General features: G+C 36.4%; 17 protein-coding genes and 1 pseudogene. 15 read left to right on the top strand and 3 right to left on the bottom strand.

The window, feature by feature from the left end:
* The first annotated feature begins 90 nt into the window (after window positions 1-90).
* The 5 genes from BFA01S_RS05885 (at window position 91) to BFA01S_RS23395 (ending at window position 4750) form a co-directional block, all read left to right on the top strand.
* Window positions 91-534, top strand: a complete 444-nt coding sequence (locus BFA01S_RS05885; protein ID WP_066226903.1) for a MarR family winged helix-turn-helix transcriptional regulator — start codon at window positions 91-93, stop codon at window positions 532-534.
* A gap of 50 nt (window positions 535-584) precedes the next feature.
* On the top strand, window positions 585-1526 hold the full coding sequence (locus BFA01S_RS05880) for a ring-cleaving dioxygenase (RefSeq protein WP_066226901.1): 942 nt from the start codon (window positions 585-587) through the stop codon (window positions 1524-1526).
* A 16-nt stretch (window positions 1527-1542) separates the two neighbouring features.
* The gene (locus BFA01S_RS05875; RefSeq protein ID WP_066226898.1) at window positions 1543-2601 is read left to right on the top strand and encodes an LLM class flavin-dependent oxidoreductase; all 1059 of its coding nucleotides are present in this window, start codon (window positions 1543-1545) and stop codon (window positions 2599-2601) included.
* Between the two features lie 498 nt (window positions 2602-3099).
* A complete protein-coding gene (locus BFA01S_RS21765; protein ID WP_082799874.1) occupies window positions 3100-4257 on the top strand; it encodes a glucosaminidase domain-containing protein in 1158 nt (385 codons plus the stop codon).
* A 364-nt stretch (window positions 4258-4621) separates the two neighbouring features.
* On the top strand, window positions 4622-4750 hold the full coding sequence (locus BFA01S_RS23395) for a hypothetical protein (protein ID WP_268874814.1): 129 nt from the start codon (window positions 4622-4624) through the stop codon (window positions 4748-4750).
* Window positions 4751-5064: 314 nt separating this feature from the next.
* Here the strand turns inward: BFA01S_RS23395 and BFA01S_RS05865 are convergent, their stop codons facing one another.
* Window positions 5065-5445 carry a VOC family protein gene (locus BFA01S_RS05865; protein ID WP_066226895.1) on the bottom strand — a complete coding sequence of 127 codons (381 nt, stop codon included), beginning with the start codon at window positions 5443-5445 and terminating at the stop codon, window positions 5065-5067.
* A gap of 201 nt (window positions 5446-5646) precedes the next feature.
* Here BFA01S_RS05865 and BFA01S_RS05860 point away from each other — a divergent pair, with 201 nt between their 5' ends.
* On the top strand, window positions 5647-7800 hold the full coding sequence (locus tag BFA01S_RS05860) for a type IA DNA topoisomerase (RefSeq protein WP_066226893.1): 2154 nt from the start codon (window positions 5647-5649) through the stop codon (window positions 7798-7800).
* Between the two features lie 149 nt (window positions 7801-7949).
* A pseudogene (locus BFA01S_RS05855) lies at window positions 7950-9154 on the top strand (ankyrin repeat domain-containing protein).
* 155 nt (window positions 9155-9309) lie between these two features.
* On the opposite strand, the gene BFA01S_RS05850 reads toward BFA01S_RS05855, so the two are convergent.
* Window positions 9310-9624 (bottom strand): hypothetical protein, encoded by a 315-nt coding sequence (locus BFA01S_RS05850; protein ID WP_066226890.1) that lies wholly within the window; start codon window positions 9622-9624, stop codon window positions 9310-9312.
* 479 nt (window positions 9625-10103) lie between these two features.
* Here BFA01S_RS05850 and BFA01S_RS05845 point away from each other — a divergent pair, with 479 nt between their 5' ends.
* From BFA01S_RS05845 to BFA01S_RS05820, 6 genes are read left to right on the top strand one after another with little or no spacing between them, the layout of a single operon-like run.
* Window positions 10104-10829, top strand: a complete 726-nt coding sequence (locus BFA01S_RS05845; protein ID WP_066226887.1) for a YveK family protein — start codon at window positions 10104-10106, stop codon at window positions 10827-10829.
* Window positions 10822-11466: a CpsD/CapB family tyrosine-protein kinase gene (locus BFA01S_RS05840; protein WP_066226885.1), complete on the top strand. Its 645-nt coding sequence runs from the start codon at window positions 10822-10824 to the stop codon at window positions 11464-11466. Before BFA01S_RS05845 ends, BFA01S_RS05840 begins: the two co-directional genes overlap by 8 nt.
* 21 nt (window positions 11467-11487) lie before the next feature.
* Complete coding sequence (locus tag BFA01S_RS05835) at window positions 11488-12957, top strand: oligosaccharide flippase family protein (protein WP_066226882.1); 1470 nt, start codon at window positions 11488-11490, stop codon at window positions 12955-12957.
* Complete coding sequence (locus tag BFA01S_RS05830) at window positions 12947-14161, top strand: O-antigen ligase family protein (protein ID WP_066226881.1); 1215 nt, start codon at window positions 12947-12949, stop codon at window positions 14159-14161. The genes BFA01S_RS05835 and BFA01S_RS05830 overlap by 11 nt, the downstream gene beginning before the upstream one ends.
* Complete coding sequence (locus BFA01S_RS05825; protein WP_066226880.1) at window positions 14158-15210, top strand: glycosyltransferase family 4 protein; 1053 nt, start codon at window positions 14158-14160, stop codon at window positions 15208-15210. Before BFA01S_RS05830 ends, BFA01S_RS05825 begins: the two co-directional genes overlap by 4 nt.
* Window positions 15211-15253: 43 nt before the next feature.
* Window positions 15254-16015 carry a glycosyltransferase family 2 protein gene (locus BFA01S_RS05820; RefSeq protein ID WP_235842970.1) on the top strand — a complete coding sequence of 254 codons (762 nt, stop codon included), beginning with the start codon at window positions 15254-15256 and terminating at the stop codon, window positions 16013-16015.
* 74 nt (window positions 16016-16089) lie between these two features.
* On the opposite strand, the gene BFA01S_RS05815 is transcribed toward BFA01S_RS05820, so the two are convergent.
* Window positions 16090-17172 (bottom strand): quinone-dependent dihydroorotate dehydrogenase, encoded by a 1083-nt coding sequence (locus BFA01S_RS05815; RefSeq protein ID WP_066226874.1) that lies wholly within the window; start codon window positions 17170-17172, stop codon window positions 16090-16092.
* Window positions 17173-17529: 357 nt separating this feature from the next.
* Between BFA01S_RS05815 and BFA01S_RS05810 the strand changes: the two genes are divergently transcribed.
* Both BFA01S_RS05810 and BFA01S_RS05805 read left to right on the top strand, forming a co-directional pair.
* Window positions 17530-17988 (top strand): hypothetical protein, encoded by a 459-nt coding sequence (locus tag BFA01S_RS05810; RefSeq protein ID WP_066226972.1) that lies wholly within the window; start codon window positions 17530-17532, stop codon window positions 17986-17988.
* Between the two features lie 240 nt (window positions 17989-18228).
* A complete protein-coding gene (locus BFA01S_RS05805; RefSeq protein ID WP_066226871.1) occupies window positions 18229-19521 on the top strand; it encodes a homocysteine synthase in 1293 nt (430 codons plus the stop codon).
* Window positions 19522-19533: the final 12 nt, after the last annotated feature.

Genomic DNA, 19533 nt, shown 5'->3' with positions numbered 1-19533 from the left:
ATAAAATCTTGAATTCGAGATTTTTAACTTGATTTATTTTCAATTGACTGGTAAAGTGATGTTGAGGTTAGTGATTGGGGAGGAAATGGAATGCGCAATAATACGATGGGGTCTTTAATATGGTTACGTTTAATGCGTTTTACGAACCATAGTAACCAGATGTCAAATGATTTTTTAAAGCGTTTTGATTTAACAACAGCACAATTTGATGTCCTCATGCAAATTCATGTATATCAGCCACTCACTCAAATTGAGTTAGCTGAAAAAGTAACAGTCACGCAAGGTGGTATTTCCCGTATGCTTGCACGACTTGAGAAAGAAAACTATATTGTGCGCAAGCAAGATTGGAAAACGAAAACGATTAGCCTTACTAAGAAGGGTGAAGTGATTTTAGAAGAGGCGATGCCAGCTCAGCTTGCGTTTCAATCGTCATTTTTTGACGATGTATTAAATGAGGAAGAAATGAAAACATTATACATGTTGATGACACGTGTTCATAAAAATAGCCAAAAAAAAGAATTACCGCCTGAGTAATTTTTTTACATTATCACTTGACTAATCAAGTTTAAAAAGGAGAAATCACTATGTATAAAATTCCTGGACATCACCATATTTCGATGATTACAAAAAATGCTCAAATAAATAATCAATTTTATCAAAAAGTGTTAGGTTTGAGACGGGTTAAAAAGACTGTGAATCAAGATGATCCTTCTATGTATCACTTATTTTACGGAGATTTAACGGGAAGCGCAGGTACAGAGCTATCATTTTTTGAAATGCCGATCGTTGGAAGAACAGTTCGTGGGACAAATGCCATTACTCAAATTGGCTTACTTGTACCATCATTTGAAAGTTTAGAGTATTGGAAAAAGCGATTTGAAACATTTGATGTTAAGCACGGAGAAATTACAACGTATGCAGGACGAGCAGCACTTCCATTTGAGGATGTGGAAGGATTGCGTCTTATTTTACTAAATAATAATGGCGAAGAGATACCAGAATATTGGTCAGCTTGGGAAGATTCTTTAGTGGAGCAAGAGCATCGCATTTTAGGCATGGGGGCTGTGGAAATAACAGTGCGCTATTTGGAACGAACGGCTAGAACTTTAAAGGACATGTTTGGTTATGTAGAATTGGTTCGTTCAGAAAATGAAGCCATTTACCAGTCTATTGCAGGGCAGGCATTCGGTGAAATTGTAGTGAAGCAGCAGGAGGGACCAAGTGAAAAACCGGGTCGAGGAAGTATTCATCATTTGGCGATTCGTGTGAAAAATGAGGAAGAGTTACGTTATTGGGATGAAGTAGTGAAAGAGCGTGGCTTCCAGTCATCAGGTATTGTTGACCGTTTTTACTTCCAAAGCTTATATTTTCGTGAATCGAATGGCATTTTATTTGAGATTGCGACAGATGGACCTGGGTTTACAGCAGATTCAACAGTAGAAGCTTTAGGTGGAAAATTAGATTTACCACCATTTTTAGAAGAAAAACGTGCAGAAATTGAAGCGAATTTAAAGCCTATCGATTAAAAAGGAGAGTATAGAAATGGAGCAATATCGTATTGATAAAAATAAAGGGATTGAATTCGGTTTATATTCGATTGGTGATCATTTACTAAACCCATTAACAGGAAGTCGTATTAGTGCCGAACAACGTATTCATGAGTTAATTGAGGCAAGTAAGCTGGCAGATGAGGCGGGACTAGATGTATTTGCTGTGGGGGAAAGTCATCAAACGCATTTTACAACACAAGCGCATACAGTTATTTTAGGCGCTATTGCACAAGCAACAAAAAATATTAAAATTGCCAGCTCGGCAACGGTGTTAAGTACGTCAGACCCCGTTCGTGTGTATGAAGATTTTGCAACACTTGATTTAATTTCAAAAGGTCGAGCTGAAATTGTTGCTGGGCGTGGCTCACGTGTTGGAGCGTATAGCTTACTTGGATATGATGTCCGTTATTATGAAGAATTATTTGAAGAGAAGATGGAGCTTCTAATGAAGTTAAATACCGAAGAAAGGGTAACATGGGAAGGGGAGTTCCGTGCACCATTGGAAAATGCGTATATTCTTCCACAGCCTCTCCATGGCCATATGCCCATTTGGCGTGCTGTAGGTGGTCCACCAGCAAGTGCTATTAAAGCAGGACATGCAGGTGTGCCAATGATGCTCACGACACTTGGAGGACCAGCGAGCAGCTTTAAGGTATCTGTAGACGCTTATCGTCAGGCAGCAGAGCAAAATGGTTTTGATCCAACAGCATTACCAATTGCTACAACAAGTTTATTTTACACGGCAGAAAATTCACAGGATGCAGTTAGTGAATATTATCCACATGCGAATTCAGGCATGCAGGCTTTAAGAGGTGGCGGCTATCCAAAACAGCAATTTGAACAAGCAACTGACTATCGAGATGCATTAATGATAGGCAGTCCACAGCAAATTATTGAAAAAATGATCTATCAATATGAACTATACGGTCAGCAGAGATTCATGGCACAAATTGACTTTGGTGGTGTACCATTCGATAAAATTGCGAAAAATATTGAGCTGATTGCAACAGAAATACTTCCAGTAATTAAGAAGCATACATCCAAAAAATAAAGAGAACATATGATAGAGAGAACAGCGTCTATTATTCTAGCATAATTTTATTTTTACTTAATTAAAAATAGAATTAACGCTTTTAAAAAAGTTAAATCACAGTGAGTCTATTAAAAAGGAAAGGAGGTAAGGGGATGAATTTAAAGGTTAGTAAAGAAGCAGCATTTTAATTAATTCCCGTCATTTATATTTATATTAAACGAAAGAAAGAATCTATTTTGATTAAGCTTTTCAAAATAGATTCTTTTTTATTTTGTTCATATGTACGTGTTTGAGAAGTATTTTTGCTCAAACTTTATCCAAAATCTATATAAAGATAAGTAGTAAAGCACAATCCTTGGCCCTTCCAGATCATAAACATCTCATTCTGAATGAACTCACTTTTATATATCAATTACAATTTTTTTTGATATTTTACGATAAATAGGTATCTATTTATCTATTATTTGCTATAATATGACATGTTGTTTACAAAATGGAAAAAGGAGTTAGATTACTATGTTAAAAGGCATCCGTCCTTATCCCTTAATTCTTGGGATCGTTTTGCTTTTTTTACTTCCAAGTTCTCCTGCTAAGGCAGAATCCCCGACGATCATGGGATCTTCTGACCTGACGGCAAAGCAAATGGGCGATTATGTTCTTCAGAATGAATCAGACCCGAAACTTACAGATATATCAATCTATCAGCTTGCTGAACTATACCTTGAAATTGGAAGAATAGAAGGAGTCCGTGGTGATATTGCATTTGCTCAAGCGATCCATGAGACTGGTTTTTTTAGATATGGTGGAGATGTTATACCTGAACAAAATAACTATTCAGGAATCGGAACGACTGGCGGAGGAGTGAAAGGTGCTTTTTTTGCAACACCTGAAGAAGGAGTTCGCGCACAGATTCAGCATTTAAAGGCATATGCCAGCAAGGAACCATTGAATACTGAGCTTGCAGATCCAAGGTTTCATTTTGTGAAACGCGGAATTGCACCTCTATGGACAGACTTGAATGGAAGATGGGCGGTACCTGGAAGAGGATATGGAGAGAAGATTCTCCAATATCATTCTAATATGTACGATTCTAATATAGCAGAAACGACTCTTACTATTCCACATGTAGAGTTACCGGTTAATCACAAGCTTCCTGTTGCTAAACTTACAATAAAATCCAATGTTCCGATGTTTGCCCCGGATGGGTCAGAGTATAGAACGATTAAAAAGGGTGAAAAATTCGGAGTTTATGGAGTTACAGGTAATAGCTACGATGTTGGTGAAGGATATCTTGTAGAAGCGAGCAGCGGTAAAATGAGTATGTACATAGGGAGAATTCTTATTAAAGATTCTAAAACCGTTATGTATAAGCCTGACGGGACTATTTTCCGGATCGTTACACCAGGTGAAGCACTTATGGTCTATGATTACGATGAAAATGTTTATCAGGTAGGCGGAGGTTATTATGTAGAAAAGTCAGATAATCCGGTTTATCACTTGGGCCGTCTTGAGCTCTCAGCAGATATTACTATGTACAGTCCAGATGGAACTCCTTACAGTACACTTAAAAAGGGAGCTAATTACCCTGTGTATGGAATTGATGGAGATAAACTTGATATTGGCGGCGGTTATACAGTTCAATATAATGAAAATGATATGTCCTATATTAACTGATGAAAAATCAGGCAGCATGAGCAGCTGTCTGATTTTTTTTTGATATAGCATTATTTCGATTAAAGGTTTATTTAAAGTTACAGTTAATTGAATTTTTAAAAAGATCTTAAATAAAAGATCTCTTTTTTTATTGCCGATAAAATGTGCTTTATGCTCATTAGAAAGAAGATTAACTTGCTATGAAAAATAGAGAAAAAGGGAGAATTTATAAGAAAACTTATGATGATAATGGCTTTCATTTCATTTGTTTTCGTTTTCATAACTGAATTCGGACTTTGTCAAAATAGCTAAAATTAATGATAATAAAGACTCTAAATAACAGAAGTTTATACACAAATTAAACAAACATCCAGGAGGAATCTTCATGTTAAGAACAATCTTTTTCTTTAAAAAAAATGACAAGGTAGTAAAATTAACAAACAAAAATAAAAAAAATAAGCCAGCTGCATTTGACCTTTTTGATGCTTACGCAGCAGCTTACAAGAATTTCTAAGCCAGGTTTAAACAAACTTTTAAGAGGGATCATTAGTTAATTTACTTTCTATAGATCTTTATAAATCCTCTTTTCACTCACTACGTGATAGTAACTATCTCCTAAACAAAAACATTATAAACAACTCAAAAAGCCCTTATTCAGAGGCAAATATAAAATTCCGTGTGAAATGTTGTTTTTGTCAATTAGGTACATTGTCTCTTCAAATACTTTGAAGGGACCTATTAGAAATAGATTTATTGGGAAAATGTCTCCCGATAATTAAAAAGACGGCTGACTAGTTCGGTCAGCCGACAATAATATTTATTGGAAATTTATTTCTTTTCCATAACAGCAAAGTAATTTTCTTCGTTATCTGCAAAGTTAAATACTCTGCCAGAAGGCATATTTACAATTTCTCCGACTTTGATATTTTTATTTGATAAATTGCTGTATAAATCATCGAGATTTTCCGAAAAAAACATTAAAGAAGGTGTACCGAGATTTAATCCAGGTGACATTTTAGCAACGAATTCTTTATTGTGCAGAATGATGCTTGTTTCTGTCTCCCCTGTTGGAGCGATTTCAATCCATCTCATTCCTTGACCGTTATTTTCTTCAGAAATTACGCTAAATCCTACTTTTTCTGTCCAAAAATTCACTGCTTCATCTTGGTTATTCACATACAACATAATTTGACCAATTTTATTAATCATCAATTGTCCCCCTAAATATTTTCATATTCTATTAATTCTATAATCATTATAGATAATCCTTGTTAATCTAAACTTCTCCAAACTACTAATGCTATCATAAATATCTATAGAGCACCCTTTAGTCCATTTATACTTGTATATGATAAAATGATAACACTAGTAAATTTGAGTTGGAAATATTACATATAGGGTGATCATAAAATGAAATTAATCATAACGGAAAAACCGTCTGTCGCAAAAAATATCGCAGATGCCCTCAAAATAAAAAATCGGCAGGATGGTTATTTTGAAGGGAACGGCTATTATATTACATGGGCTTTCGGCCATTTATTACAGCTCTATGATGCGAAAGATTATGACGGGAAGATGACGAAATGGAAGATGGAAAATTTCCCGTTTATTCCGGAGAGCTTCCGCTATAAAGTGAAAAGTGATCCCCGTAACCGGGATAAGGAAGATTTGGGAGCGAAAAAACAGCTGAAAATTATTTACGGTTTAATAAAGCGACCCGATGTTGAAGCGATTATTTCCGCCTGTGATTATGACCGGGAAGGACAGATTATCGGTGATACGATTATTTATCAGCTAAAAACAAATAAGCAGGTGTACCGCCTTCTATTAAATGAATGGACAGCTGATGAGGTGTTGAGAGGGCTGCAAAATATGAAGCCGAACACAGAGATGAGACCGCTTCAAGATGCGGGAATCGGCAGGCAGTGGGCGGATTGGGTGATCGGAATTAATTTAACATCTGTTGCGACATTGAAATATCAAAAAGGGTCCGGGCAGGCGTTGAATATTGGAAGGGTGCTTCTCCCAACATTGAAAATTATTTATGATCGTGATAAAGAAATTGAAAACTTTGTACCGGAAGATTATTTTAAGCTTGCTGCTGTATTTAAGACAAAGGATGAAAAAGAATATGAAGGAATATATTCTGAAGACGGGGAAGATAAATTTAAAAAGAAAGAAATGCTTGAGGAAATCGAAAAAGCTTTAGCGAATAAAACAGCAACAGTTATAGATAAACAAGTGGCAAAGAAAAAAGAATATCCACCATATTTATTTAACCTTTCCAATTTACAAGGTTATGTAACTAGTAAGTACAGAGGATGGACATCAGATAAAGTGCTGAAAGTCGCTCAGTCGCTTTACGAGAAAAAATACATTACGTACCCGCGTACCGCTAGTGTCGTTTTAGAAGAAAGTCTCGTTGGCAAAGTGTCAAAAGTGCTGGAAACTTTGAAAAAAGGTTTGCCATATGAAAATGAGATTAAATTTATGAAGACGAAGCGGCTTTTTGACAATGCAAAAGTGGAAAGTCACAGTGCGATTACACCGACTTATTTAATTCCTAAATCGTTAACGAAAGATGAAGAAATCGTTTATACCGCAATTAAAAACCGCTTTATTATGCAGTTTATGCCGATTGCTGAACATGAGGAGACGAAAATTACAACGAAAGTGAATGACCCGGTGATTAAAGGAATTTTCCTTTCAAAAGGGAAGGTACAGCTCGTAGAAGGATGGAAAAAAGTAGAGAAAATAGAATCAAAAGATGTTCTTCTACCATTTGTAAATGTGAATGATACGGTCTCAGTTATCGATCATAAACTCACTTCCCATGTGACGAAACCACCGAAGCAGCATACGGAGAAGACATTGCTTAGAGTAATGGAAACGTGCGGGAAATCCCGGGGGGAAGAAGAGAGTGAGGAAATGCTCACAGAAGTGTTAGCCGGCTACAGCATCGGGACACCTGCAACGAGAGCGGAAACGATTAAAAAATTAAAAGATGTCGGTTATATTCAAATGGAAAATAAAAATCTCGTTTGTACGGAACTAGGAAGAAAGCTCGTAGAAACTTTTCCGGTAAAAGAATTATTTGATTTACAGTTTACCGGAAGACTGGAGAAAGCCCTGTCAGATATTGAGAAACAAACATTCAGCCGTGAGAAATTTCTTCACTTCATTTTCAACTTTACGACGAAAGCAGTCCATACGATCAAAGAGGAAGAAGATATCGTTATTCATGAAGTTTCCCGTGAAAAGAAAACGAATGAAGTTTTAGGGAAATGTCCTGTATGCGGTCATGGGGTCATCGAAGGACAAAAAGGTTTTGGCTGCAGTAATTGGAAAAGCGGATGTAAATTTGTCATTTGGAAAAATGATAAATTCTTAGCAACGATGAAGAAAAAGCCGACTAAGACAATGGTAAAATCTTTATTGAAAAACGGGGTTGCACCGGTAAAAGGTTTAACGAGTAAAAAAGGGAATAAGTTTGATGCGAAATTAAAATACGAGAAAAATGCGGATAACGATTATTTTAGCTGGAAAATGGAATTTGATAAGTAGCATAGTATATGAAAGAGAGTAGAGGGGATTTTAAGTTCCCTCTTTTATTTGTATTTTTATATATTTTGGCACATTCGATAAACTGTATTGTATGTCAAAATATGATAAAGATGAAGTATTCATAAAATATATAGACGGAGGAACAGCACGTGGAAAATCGATATTTACAATCACTTGTTCAGATTATATTGGAAAATATACCGAAAAATGCGGATAAGTCGCTGTTATTTGCATTTTGTAATGGTGTTGTCACTACATATGATTATTTTTATTATGAATTTTCTAGAGCTGTGGAGCTTGGTTCATTAGAACTTCCATCTGACAAAGTTATGGATAACATTCAAGGAGTGCGTGACAGTGATGAAGCAGAATGGACAGCTTTTGTCTTAGCTGTCAAAAAGGACAGTTCTTATGAAATTGATTTTTATGATGATTTAAATCCTACATTAGAATGTAGTTCAGCTTTACGCTGGCTTGAATATGCTCATTACAATATTGAACCTGCTTCTGATTTTGATAAATCACTGCTGCAAAGTGCTATCAAAGCAGAGAAATTTAAGAAAACTTTAAATTATGCCTGTTATAAGAAAGATATTAGTGCAATAAAGGAGCAGTTAATAAATATTAAACAGTCGAAATTAAATAAAAAAGATCCTAATAGAAAGACTCCGCTCCATATTGCTTGTCTAGATGGGGATGCTGAAATTGTAAAATTATTAGTTGGAGCTGGAGCAGATCTTAAGATTAAATATCAGGGGGATACCCCTTTTGCTCTCGCCTGCAGTAAAGGAGACGCTGAAACAGTAAAATATTTGATTAGCAAAGGAGAAGACGTAAATGAAGTAATGGCTAGAAAAGTAACTCCGCTTCATTTGATAAGTCAATCCGGTAATAAGGAAATAGTAGAATATGTATTAGACCGGGTAATCAATATAAATGCTGTTACGAGTATGAAATATTCAGCCCTGCACTACGCGGTAGAGAGTAATAATCTTGAAGGGGTTACTGCTCTAATAGAGAACGGGATTGATATGGAGTTACTGGAAAATTATAAAAGAAGTGCGCTTGCTCTTGCCTGCGACCGTAATCAGTCGGAAATGGCAGAGCTGCTTCTGGAAAGAGGAGCGAATATTAATAGTATCGGGCTGGACAAAAAACGCCATTACATCTTGCATGTGAAAGAGGCTTTATCGAAGTTGTAAAAATATTAATCAAGTATGATCCTGACTTACATGCCAGAGCGACATTATACAGCAGGCCGAATAATGAGAAATTAAGGGAAACTCCTATTGAAACGGCTAAACGGCTTGGATATAGCGAGATAGCTAACATTTTGGGAACAGATACATATTGAATCTAATAATCTTATTCTGAATATGTAGAAACGGATCTCAGATATAAGAAAGACGTTTCGTTTATAGTGAAAAATGAGAGCCTTGCTACACATTTTCATGTGGCAAGGCTCTCAATGTCCCGTATTAAGCGATAACATGTCTATTATATAGATGTTTATGAGCTTTGATTATTTTCGATATGTCTCCAAGCAGTCGGTTTATTATTTTTTGGAGACTCGGGGAAAATGTCTCCTTCTTTTAAGTTAACTTGGGTACCGACTTCATTTACATAACTTCCGGTTTCTTCTACTTTATTCCCCGTCAGGTGCTCATGGTCAACATGTCTCCATGTAGTTAGTCCCTGACTTTCTGGACAATCCGGGAAGTGGTCCCCTTTTTGAAGTTCTGTTAATTCCCCCGCCGCACAAACATATTTACCCGATTCTGATACTTCTTGTCCACTTTGGTGTAAATCTTGATTTTCATGCATAATATATTCCACCCTTTCCATTGTTCATTGAGAATTTCTTCTATCAATACATTAACCTTAAGGGGCTAATATTAAACATACAATTGTATATATCGAGAAATATATCGAAAAAATTAAAAGTGGCTGTCTTCTTTGAGGAATCTCTGCAAAAAAACAGTGTATGGAGAAGGAATATTCGAGGCTTGTGGACATACAATGAAAACATGAGTTAAGCCTTACATAAAAGAATAGGAGGGAAGACCCGAATAAAGTGTATTATCAGATGGATATATCAGTTTATGCATTATTAAGAAGAATATTGGAGAGAAACAGCCTATCCGTCTTCATACGGGTGACCTTTAGGGGAGCATTTAATTGTATCAAAGGATAGAGAAATAAACGGGCTTCCAGTTCCGCTGTTCAGCAAATATAAGCAGTCAAAATGTAGTTTTCAATTGTTCAGCTGTACAAAATCTAAACAGTTGCTATAGGAGGGTTAAATGGAAGATCGAATCGATTTAAAAAGGTTTCTTTCAATATTGAAAAAGAGAATGCTCCTTATTATTTTGACGACTGCTTGCATATTTGTTGTTACAGTGTTCGCAACAATATATATTATAAAGCCCACTTATGAAGCAACAGAATATATTCTCGTTGATAATACGAAAAAAGAAGAGGGAGGATATGAAGAGGTACAGCGAATTAATATGCTTCTCGCATCCTCAATCGACTTTATAACGAGTCCGATTGTTCTTAACTCAGTAAAGAAAGAATTTAACATAAAGGGGGATAAGCTGGAGGAAAATATAGCGATTAAAAATAATAATAATTCGCAGATTATTAATATTGTCATCCGGGACAGTGATCCTGATTTGACAAAGGAGCTTGCTCACAGTATCGCAGTTACATCCGTAAAGAAATTAAACCAATCATTAAAAGTAGGAAGTATTCAAGTATTGAATGATATTGAAGGAGAAGTCTCCCCAAAAAGAATTGACAGCCCGCTCCTCAATATGGCAATTGGTCTTACTGTTGGTTTATTTATAAGTATCAGCTTAGCCATGGTTAGAGAGCATTTGGATGATTCGATAAAAAATCCAAAAGAAGTGGACAATATGCTCAGTTTGCCGATTCTTGGCTATATTAACTTAAAAGCAAAGAAAAGAGACAGCCAATGGGAGAAAGAAGTTATTAGAGAGAAAAACAGGGGTGAAATGGGTGCCTAAAAATAGAAGGAAAGAAAAGCGGATGCTTAGGAAAATAAAACTCACTGATGATTATGTAAGTACGGAACAGATTAGAATGATTAGGACAAACATTGAAAATACACTTAGTGACTACCCGACCTTACTGATGGTCACATCTCCTAACATTGAGGAACAGAAGTCTTTAATTTCAGCGAAATTGGCAATATCTTTCGCTGAACAGAAAAAAAGGGTTCTATTAGTGGATGCGAATTTAAGGAGACCGTCACTGCACAGATGGTTTGATATTGAAAATAAAACCGGGCTTGCGAACGTTATTGTTCATAATGAGGAAGTTCAACTGCATGCAAGGGAAACATTTATACCGGGACTATTCCTTTTACCGGCAGGATCACCTTTCGTAAATCCGCTCGAAGTATGGCAGTCAAGCAAAATTAAACATGCGATGAGCCAATGGGGATGGGTATATGATGTCATTATTATAGAAGCTCCTGCATTTCTTTCAGCCTCTCATTCTCAAATTCTCGCAGACGAGTGTAATGGCGTTATTTTAGTACTGCGGGAGAATGACACAAAAAAAGAAGATACGCTCCTAACAAAACAATTCTTAGAGAGAGCGGAAAAGCGGATTTTAGGAGTCATTTACCAGACTGGTTAAGAAGATTAAGGTGGCTTGTTCATGCAAAAAACAGTCAGGAATTCCATTGCGAAAAATATTGTTCATTTATTTTACAGCACAGCTCTGTCCAGTGCATTGAATGCAGCAGCACTCATATGTCTGGCTTATTATCTGCAATCGCATCATTACGGGATGTTCAGTGTAGCACTCGCTTCGGTAATGATTATGGGTTACTTCACTGATGCTGGATTAAGTGAAATTGTATTGAGGGAAGGGTCAAAAAGAGAAGCGGATGTTTCCATTATTATGTCCTCGTACATAAAGGTGAGGGCAGTATTGCTTACAGGGACATTTCTCTTTGGTTTTATACTTCTTCATTTACTGCATTCCGATGATCAAGAATTAATGAGAACCGCTTATTATTTAAGTATCCCAATGGTTACTGGACTCGCTTTGCAAAGTATCGGCACTACTTTTTTTCAGCTGATTGAAAAAATGCAGTATTGCGGGATGATCAGAATGGTTTCCGCCGTTCTGCTCGTACTCAATATATTAGCAGGAATGCTCTTTTCGTTAAATCCCTTTGTCGTTTGCTTTTTATATGGCTTCTCGTATTTTCTGTCGGGGCTGATCGGTCTTTATCTAGTAAGAAGGAATATTAGTCTTACATTAAAAGGAAGATTTCATCGGGGGTTATTGGAAAAGTTAAGTTCTTTTGCGATCGGCGGTTTGCTGTTTGTTATACTCCCGCATTTAGGACCTCTCGTACTGGAAAAAACATTGACTTTTAAAGAGGTTGGATTTTTCGCTGTAGCATACCGTATACCCCAGGCATTACAGCAAATTCCTTTTATCGTTGCTGGTGCGTATTGCCCGGTACTGTTCCGGTATTATAACAACAATCAATTAGAAGACCATCTTCAGTTAAACATCAGTTTAATAAAAATTATGTCTCTCGTCGGTATGGCAATGACAATACCTTTCTATTATATGTCAGAAACGATTATAACAATACTATTTGGCGAGGAATGGATACGAGCTTCAGAGCTTTTAAAAATATTGTCGATTTTGCTCACTCTTCAGGCATTTAATATCGCACTCGCTGATGGATTAACGACAAGGGCGATGCAAACGCATCGAACAGTCGTTCAGTGCATTGCTGTTATAAGCGGTATTATTCTTTATTTTACCATGAGCGCAAGATTTGGGATAACAGGTGCTGCCTATGCCGGGATTTTTATTGAATGTATTACATTCCTTGGATTTATAATGTTTATCCCGAACCGATGGAAAATTTTTAAAAAAGCTGCAGGACCATATCTACTGTTTTTTACAGTCTCCCTTTTATGTATCGATTATTTTTTCTATTCTCTATCTTTCCTTGCCGTATCATTACATTTTCTTTTATTAATCACACTCATAATCATTGATAAAGAGGTAAGCGGGAAAATAAAAAATTATGTAAGATCAAGCAAATACTATCAAAAGTGGAGAGTAAGGAAAGCGAAGGAGGCTGAAGATGGACTCTAGTCTCGCTGCTAAAACACCAAAATATGAATATCTATTATTCATCCTCTTTATATTTATAACTTTGGGCAATAAATATAATATTTATATCGGTTTTGCTTTGAAGCCGTATATGATTTTATTATTCGCTTTTTTTATTATTCATATTTACTCTTTCTGCTTTCCGAAATTGCAACTCTTTGAAATCGTCATGCTCCTATTTTATTTATTGTACAGTTACACTGGTGCTTTTTCACTATATCCTCAATCAAGCATCCGGATTATATTCGGTATTATTCTCTACATTACATGCTACTTTATAATGAAATCCATTTTAGTACATTCCACTATTCCGATTATTGAAAAACTACTCTCAAATGCAGGAATTATCTTCAATATAGTGAGCATTGTTCTTTATTTTACCGGACTTAAAAGTCTTGGCTTTGTGTTTACAGGAGACAGAATAACCGAATTCGGTGTATTAATCGATCGGGATTACCCTCGTTTGATCGGACTGCTGCAAGATCCTAATTTCTATGTATTCTATAATACACTCTTTTTTGCTTATTATCTTTGCAATCGTCATTCATTGAAAAATCAGATTGGCCTAGTACTTTGCCTTATTACTAATCTCTTAACATTTTCCCGAGGAGGCTTACTCGTCATTCTTTTCCTTCTCGTCATGTACATGCTGATGAATAATCCTATAAGGCAAATGAAGCTTGCGGCAGGATTAATCGGATCGCTTTCTATTATTGGATATTTCGTTATTAACAAGCTGAAGTTTGATATTTTTCATATTTTATCATCCAGGGCTAATGACTTTTTAAATGATGGTGGGAGTGGACGGTTCGAATTATGGGGACGTTCATGGGAAGCTTTTTCTTCAAATTTTATTCTCGGAATGGGTGCTTTTAATTTTTTCGAATATAATGAGTTTCATTATGGAGACCGGTTAACTGTCCATAATACGTTTCTTGATATTTTATCAGAGTCGGGACTTGTGGGGATTTTCTTATTTTGTCTTTTTATCTTTTTAGTTATTTTTGAAATTCTCCGAAGCAATATTCATAAACATCATCAGTATTTACTCTTAACGTTTATCGGATTTATTGTGCAAATGTCTATGCTCACAGTCATTATTAATGACATCTTCTTTTTATACCTCGCTGTTCTAGCGACATACCTTTATAAACAGCCTAAAAGAGAAGGGAAGGTGCATAAATGAATGTGCTGCTTCTAACAGATAAATTGATTACAGGCGGAGCGGAAAATTATTTCTGTAAACTGGAAAATGAACTTCAGCATCCGGATCTGACATTTTATACGGCGGCAGGGCCGGGAGAGTTATTTTCAAAAATAAAAAATGAAAATAAATTTATCCCGATGATGAGAAAAAATCATTTGGGTAATGTGCTCAAAATAAGGAAAGTAGTAATTGCTAATAAAATTAGCTTAATCCACGCAAACAGTCTCAGGATGGTGCTGTACTCTGTGCTTTTACAGAAAATTACGGGCATGGAATTTAAGATTATTTATACGAAGCACAATGTAACAATGTTGGAAGAAAAATATGAGTCTTTGTTTATAAAATTACTGAATAATCACGTTGACCGGATAATAGCAGTTAGTAATTTCGGAAGAGAAAGCCTCGTTTCACTGGGCGTAAATCCTGCCAAAATTATGACTGTTTACAATGGAGTGGATATGCAACAATTCACGTTTCATAACAAAGAAACGGCTGAAATAACGAAAATAGGTATACTGGCGAGATTGTCAGAGGAAAAAAATCATGAATTGTTCCTTGATATTGCTTATGAACTAAGAGGTGTCCCCGATTTATCGTTTTATATAGCCGGTGAAGGACCGGAGCGGAATAATATTCAAAATAAAATTGATGCACTGAAAATGGCCGGTAATGTGAAATTATTAGGAGCTGTCCAGAATCCTGAGAAGTTTATAAAGGCGATGGACATTTTACTCTTCACATCTCATCGGGAAGTATTTCCAATGTCGATATTAGAGGGGATGGCTGTTGGAACACCTATCATTTCCATTGATAGAGGGGGAATAGGAGAGGTAGTGATTGACAATAAAACAGGATTCCTTATTTCTAATCATTGTGTAGATGCTTTTTGCGAAAAAATCTTAATGATCAAATCTGATGAAGAAAAGAAACGGCAAATGATAGAGGAAGCCCGGCAAAAAGTGGAGAGAGATTTTTCTTTGCAAGAAATGGTTAATAAGACGCTGCAGGAATATGTAAATTGCTTCTGAAAGACCGTTTCCTGTGAGCAACTATTCCAAAGGGGGAGTCTTTGTGTTTAAAAGCTTAGTATCGATTATTACCCCGGCATATAATGCTTCTGAATTTATTAGTGAAACGATTGATTCAGTAAAGGCTCAAACTTTCAGTAATTGGGAAATGATTATTGTTGATGACTGCTCTTCTGATCATACAAGGGAAATAGTGAGAAAAGAAATGGAGAATGATAAAAGGATTAAATTAATCGAACTGCCACAAAACGGGGGGCCGGCAAATGCCCGCAACGTTGCTATTAATGAGGCGAAAGGAGATTTTCTTGCATTTCTAGACAGTGACGATTTATGGCTACCCCATAAATTGGAACGGCAGCTGTCTTTTATGGAGGAGCGTGATATTGCTTTTTCTTATACGATGTATCAAATGATGGATCAAAAAGGAGAAAGGAAAGTTACTTTAATCCATGTGCCGCCGAGTATCGTATATAAAGATCTGTTGAAAAATACAATTATCGGAACATTAACCGTAATGCTTGATAAGAGAAAAACGGGAAATATTCAGCTGTTTCCAGCGAGAAATTGCTCTGAAGATTACGGTTTATGGCTCTCGATTCTCGCAAAGGGAATAACAGCTTACGGCATAAATGAAGAGTTGGCATTGTATAGAAAATGTGAGAATTCCCTTTCAAGCAATAAGCTGAAATCTGCCTTGAAAACATGGAATACTTATAGAAAAATAGAAAAATTGAATATATTTGCTTCCTGTTGGTATTTTATGAATTACTCTCTTCGTGCTTTGAAGAAGCATACTAATTTGTAGTGAAAGTGGAAGATTAACTTTAATAAATAAAAATGAAAACAACCACTTTCATTTAAAAAGTGGCTGTTTCCTATTTAGCGGTCTACTCCAATAACCTGACTAATATTCGTAAATCCGTCTCGTTCCATTAATTGAACTAAACGTTTATTAATTGCTTTTACAATTCCCGGACCTTCGTAAATCATTCCAGTATATACTTGTACAAGACTGGCACCGGCACGGATTTTTGCATAAGCATCGTCTCCATTGAAGATTCCGCCAACACCTATGATCGGTACCTTGCTTCCTACTTCCTGATAGATTTCTCTTACCCATTCTGTCGATCTGGCAGCTAAGATTCTTCCGCTCAAGCCCCCTGCTTCATTAGTATGCACAGGGGAAATAAGTCCGTCCCGCGATAAAGTAGTATTTGTCGCGATAATGCCGGATATTCCTTCCGCCACCGCTACTTGAACGACATCACGCATATGTTCATCTGTCATATCCGGCGCAACTTTCAATAAAATAGGTTTTTCGCTTGCGCCTTTTTGCTCTAAATCCTTCGCTTTATTTCGAATAGCCTTTATTAATTGAACTAAGCTTTCCGTTTCTTGTAAATCACGCAGGTTAGGTGTGTTTGGGGAGCTGATATTAATGACAAAGTAGTGGCCGTAAGGATATAAAATATCTAAGCACTTCTCGTAATCATCCGCCGCATTCTCATTTGGAGTTGTTTTATTCTTCCCAATATTGACGCCAATCGGTACACCGGCATTAGCATAATCAGCAAGATTTTCGGCAACAGTTTGAGCACCGTGGTTATTAAAGCCCATGCGGTTGATGATAGATTTATCATCAACAAGTCGAAATAAACGGGGCTTGTCGTTACCTGGCTGTGCAACTGGAGTCATTGTTCCTACTTCAATGAAGCCGAAGCCAAGTGCTGCAAGAGGACGGTAAACTTCCGCATTTTTGTCAAAGCCTGCTGCGAGACCGACCGGATTCGGAAACTTTATTCCTAAAACTTCCGATTCAAGGCGCTTATCACTAAATCCGTACATCTGGCGAAGCAGTCCTGTCGTTCCAGTCTTTTTAGCTAATTGTAATGCTGAAATTGTACGCTCATGGGCGTGTTCAGGATCAAGTTTAAATAGTTGGTTTTTTATAAGATGGTAAATAAAAACCAGCTCCTTTCTTTTTATTTGACGTTTTTATTTAAATGTATTTGGAGCAGCCTCATATAATCGTTTTTAAGTATAAACTTAAAACTATTCTGTGTCGAGAGGGTGGGAGAGAATTCGACAGTTATTCACATGTATTCATTTAAAAGCTGATATAATAGTAGAAAATTGTGTGGAGAATCATATATTAAAGTTCCTTGTGAACTGCAAAATAGAACGTCTATTTAATTGGTGTGGGAGCAGGTTAAAAGGAGGATTTTTTCTTTTCTCTCTATTAAAGATAAAGAATGCTTATTACATTTTCTATTCGAAATAATTATACTTTTAATATTTTTGACTGGGCGTGAATTAAGAATGAGACTTCCAAATGGGATAACCGGCTTTTATTCTTCCAAAGCTAATAATCCTCCACAAGTAGATGGAAAACAATTCAAACAACTATGTTTTCATTTTGTATCTCATAAAGGAGGGAAAGTAATCGATTTTAATGTCCCTCAATATCCGATGAATTTCTATAATGTCAGAGTAGAGATTTTTAATATGCAGTTCTATATACTGCTTAATGAACATTACCCTTATCTTGCTTTTGCTACAGCTGTTGAATTTGGAAATATGAAATTTGTTGATATACCGGTTCTTTTTGAACGGTTTTCTCCTTTTTATCAAGTGATGGATACTGCTTCATTAAATGTTCCTATTGGTAGAATCCTTGAAGAGAAAAATAAACATGAATTAAACAGTGCGGAATGGGAAGAGATCGCTTATTGGAAGCCTAATACAATAGGGGAGATCATTTTTAATTATTGGGATTAGCAGGTGGAGGAATACTATTAAAAAGGGAATTCAGTTATCTTAATTAAACATAGTTGACAAATAGGAATAATCATATTAGAATTCTTCTTAATAAAATAAATGTGAAAAGAAGTCGATTGGACTACCGAAGACTTCCATAGTTTTGTGTATAACTATGGAAGTCTTTTCTTTTTAATCGACTTAAATCATTATTTATTGATAGAATAAAAAAGTAATATATTTCAAGAGGAGGAATAAAAAATGACAAATGAAATAAAATATAATTTAGAAACAATTGCAGTGCATGGCGGACAAGAAGTTGATTCTGCGACAAATGCCCGCGCGGTGCCGATTTATCAAACGACTTCTTATACTTTTAACGATACAGACCATGCAGCAAACCTTTTCGGCTTAAAAGAGTTCGGTAATATTTATACACGTATTATGAACCCGACAACAGATGTTTTTGAGAAAAGAATTGCTGAGTTAGAAGGCGGCGCAGGTGCGCTTGGTGTTGCATCAGGACAAGCAGCCATTACATATTCGATTTTAAATATTGCAGAAGCTGGAGATGAAATAGTTTCAGCGACAAGCCTTTACGGCGGAACATACAATTTATTTGCTCATACTCTTCCAAAGCTCGGAATTAATGTGAAATTTGCTGATCCGAGCGATCCAGAAAACTTTAGAGCAGTTATTACTGATAAGACGAAAGCAATTTTTGCTGAGACGATCGGTAATCCAAAAGGTGATGTACTGGACATTGAAGCAGTTGCAAAAATTGCTCATGAAAATGATATCCCATTAATCGTTGATAATACTTTCCCAAGTCCGTATTTACTGCGTCCAATCGAACATGGTGCAGATATCGTTATTCACTCTGCAACGAAATTTATAGGCGGACACGGTAACTCAATCGGTGGTGTTATCGTTGACAGCGGTAAGTTTGACTGGGCAAAAAGCGGTAAATTCCCTGGTTTAACGACTCCGGATCCAAGTTATCACGGCCTTGTTTATACAGAAGCAGTAGGACCGATTGCTTATATTATTAAAGCGCGTGTTCAATTGCTCCGTGATTTAGGTGCGGCATTATCACCGTTTAACTCATTCCTTTTAATTCAAGGATTAGATACATTGCATTTACGACTTGAGCGCCATAGTGAAAATGCATTAAAAGTAGCGAAGTTCTTAGAAACACATGAAGCGGTGGAGTCTGTAAGCTATCCTGGACTGGAAAGCCATCCATCTTACAAATTAGCGCAAAAATATTTACCAAAAGGGCAGGGAGCAATCCTTACTTTTGAAGTAAAAGGTGGAATAGAGGCAGGGAAGAAAGTAATTCACTCTTCTAAACTGTTCTCACATTTAGCAAATGTCGGTGATTCAAAATCACTTATTATCCATCCTGCAAGCACGACGCATCAGCAGTTAAGTGAAGAAGAGCAGGCATCTACAGGGGTAACACCGGGACTTATCCGTCTATCTGTCGGAACAGAGTCAATTGATGATATTTTAGCTGATTTAGATCAAGCGTTAAAAGCGAGCCAAGCTTAAAAATATTAGCAG

This window comes from Metabacillus fastidiosus NBRC 101226 (genome assembly GCF_001591625.1).
Lineage (GTDB): Bacteria > Bacillota > Bacilli > Bacillales > Bacillaceae > Metabacillus > Metabacillus fastidiosus.
Note: the sequence above shows the minus strand (reverse complement) of the source record. Positions and strands in the feature narration are given on the sequence as shown.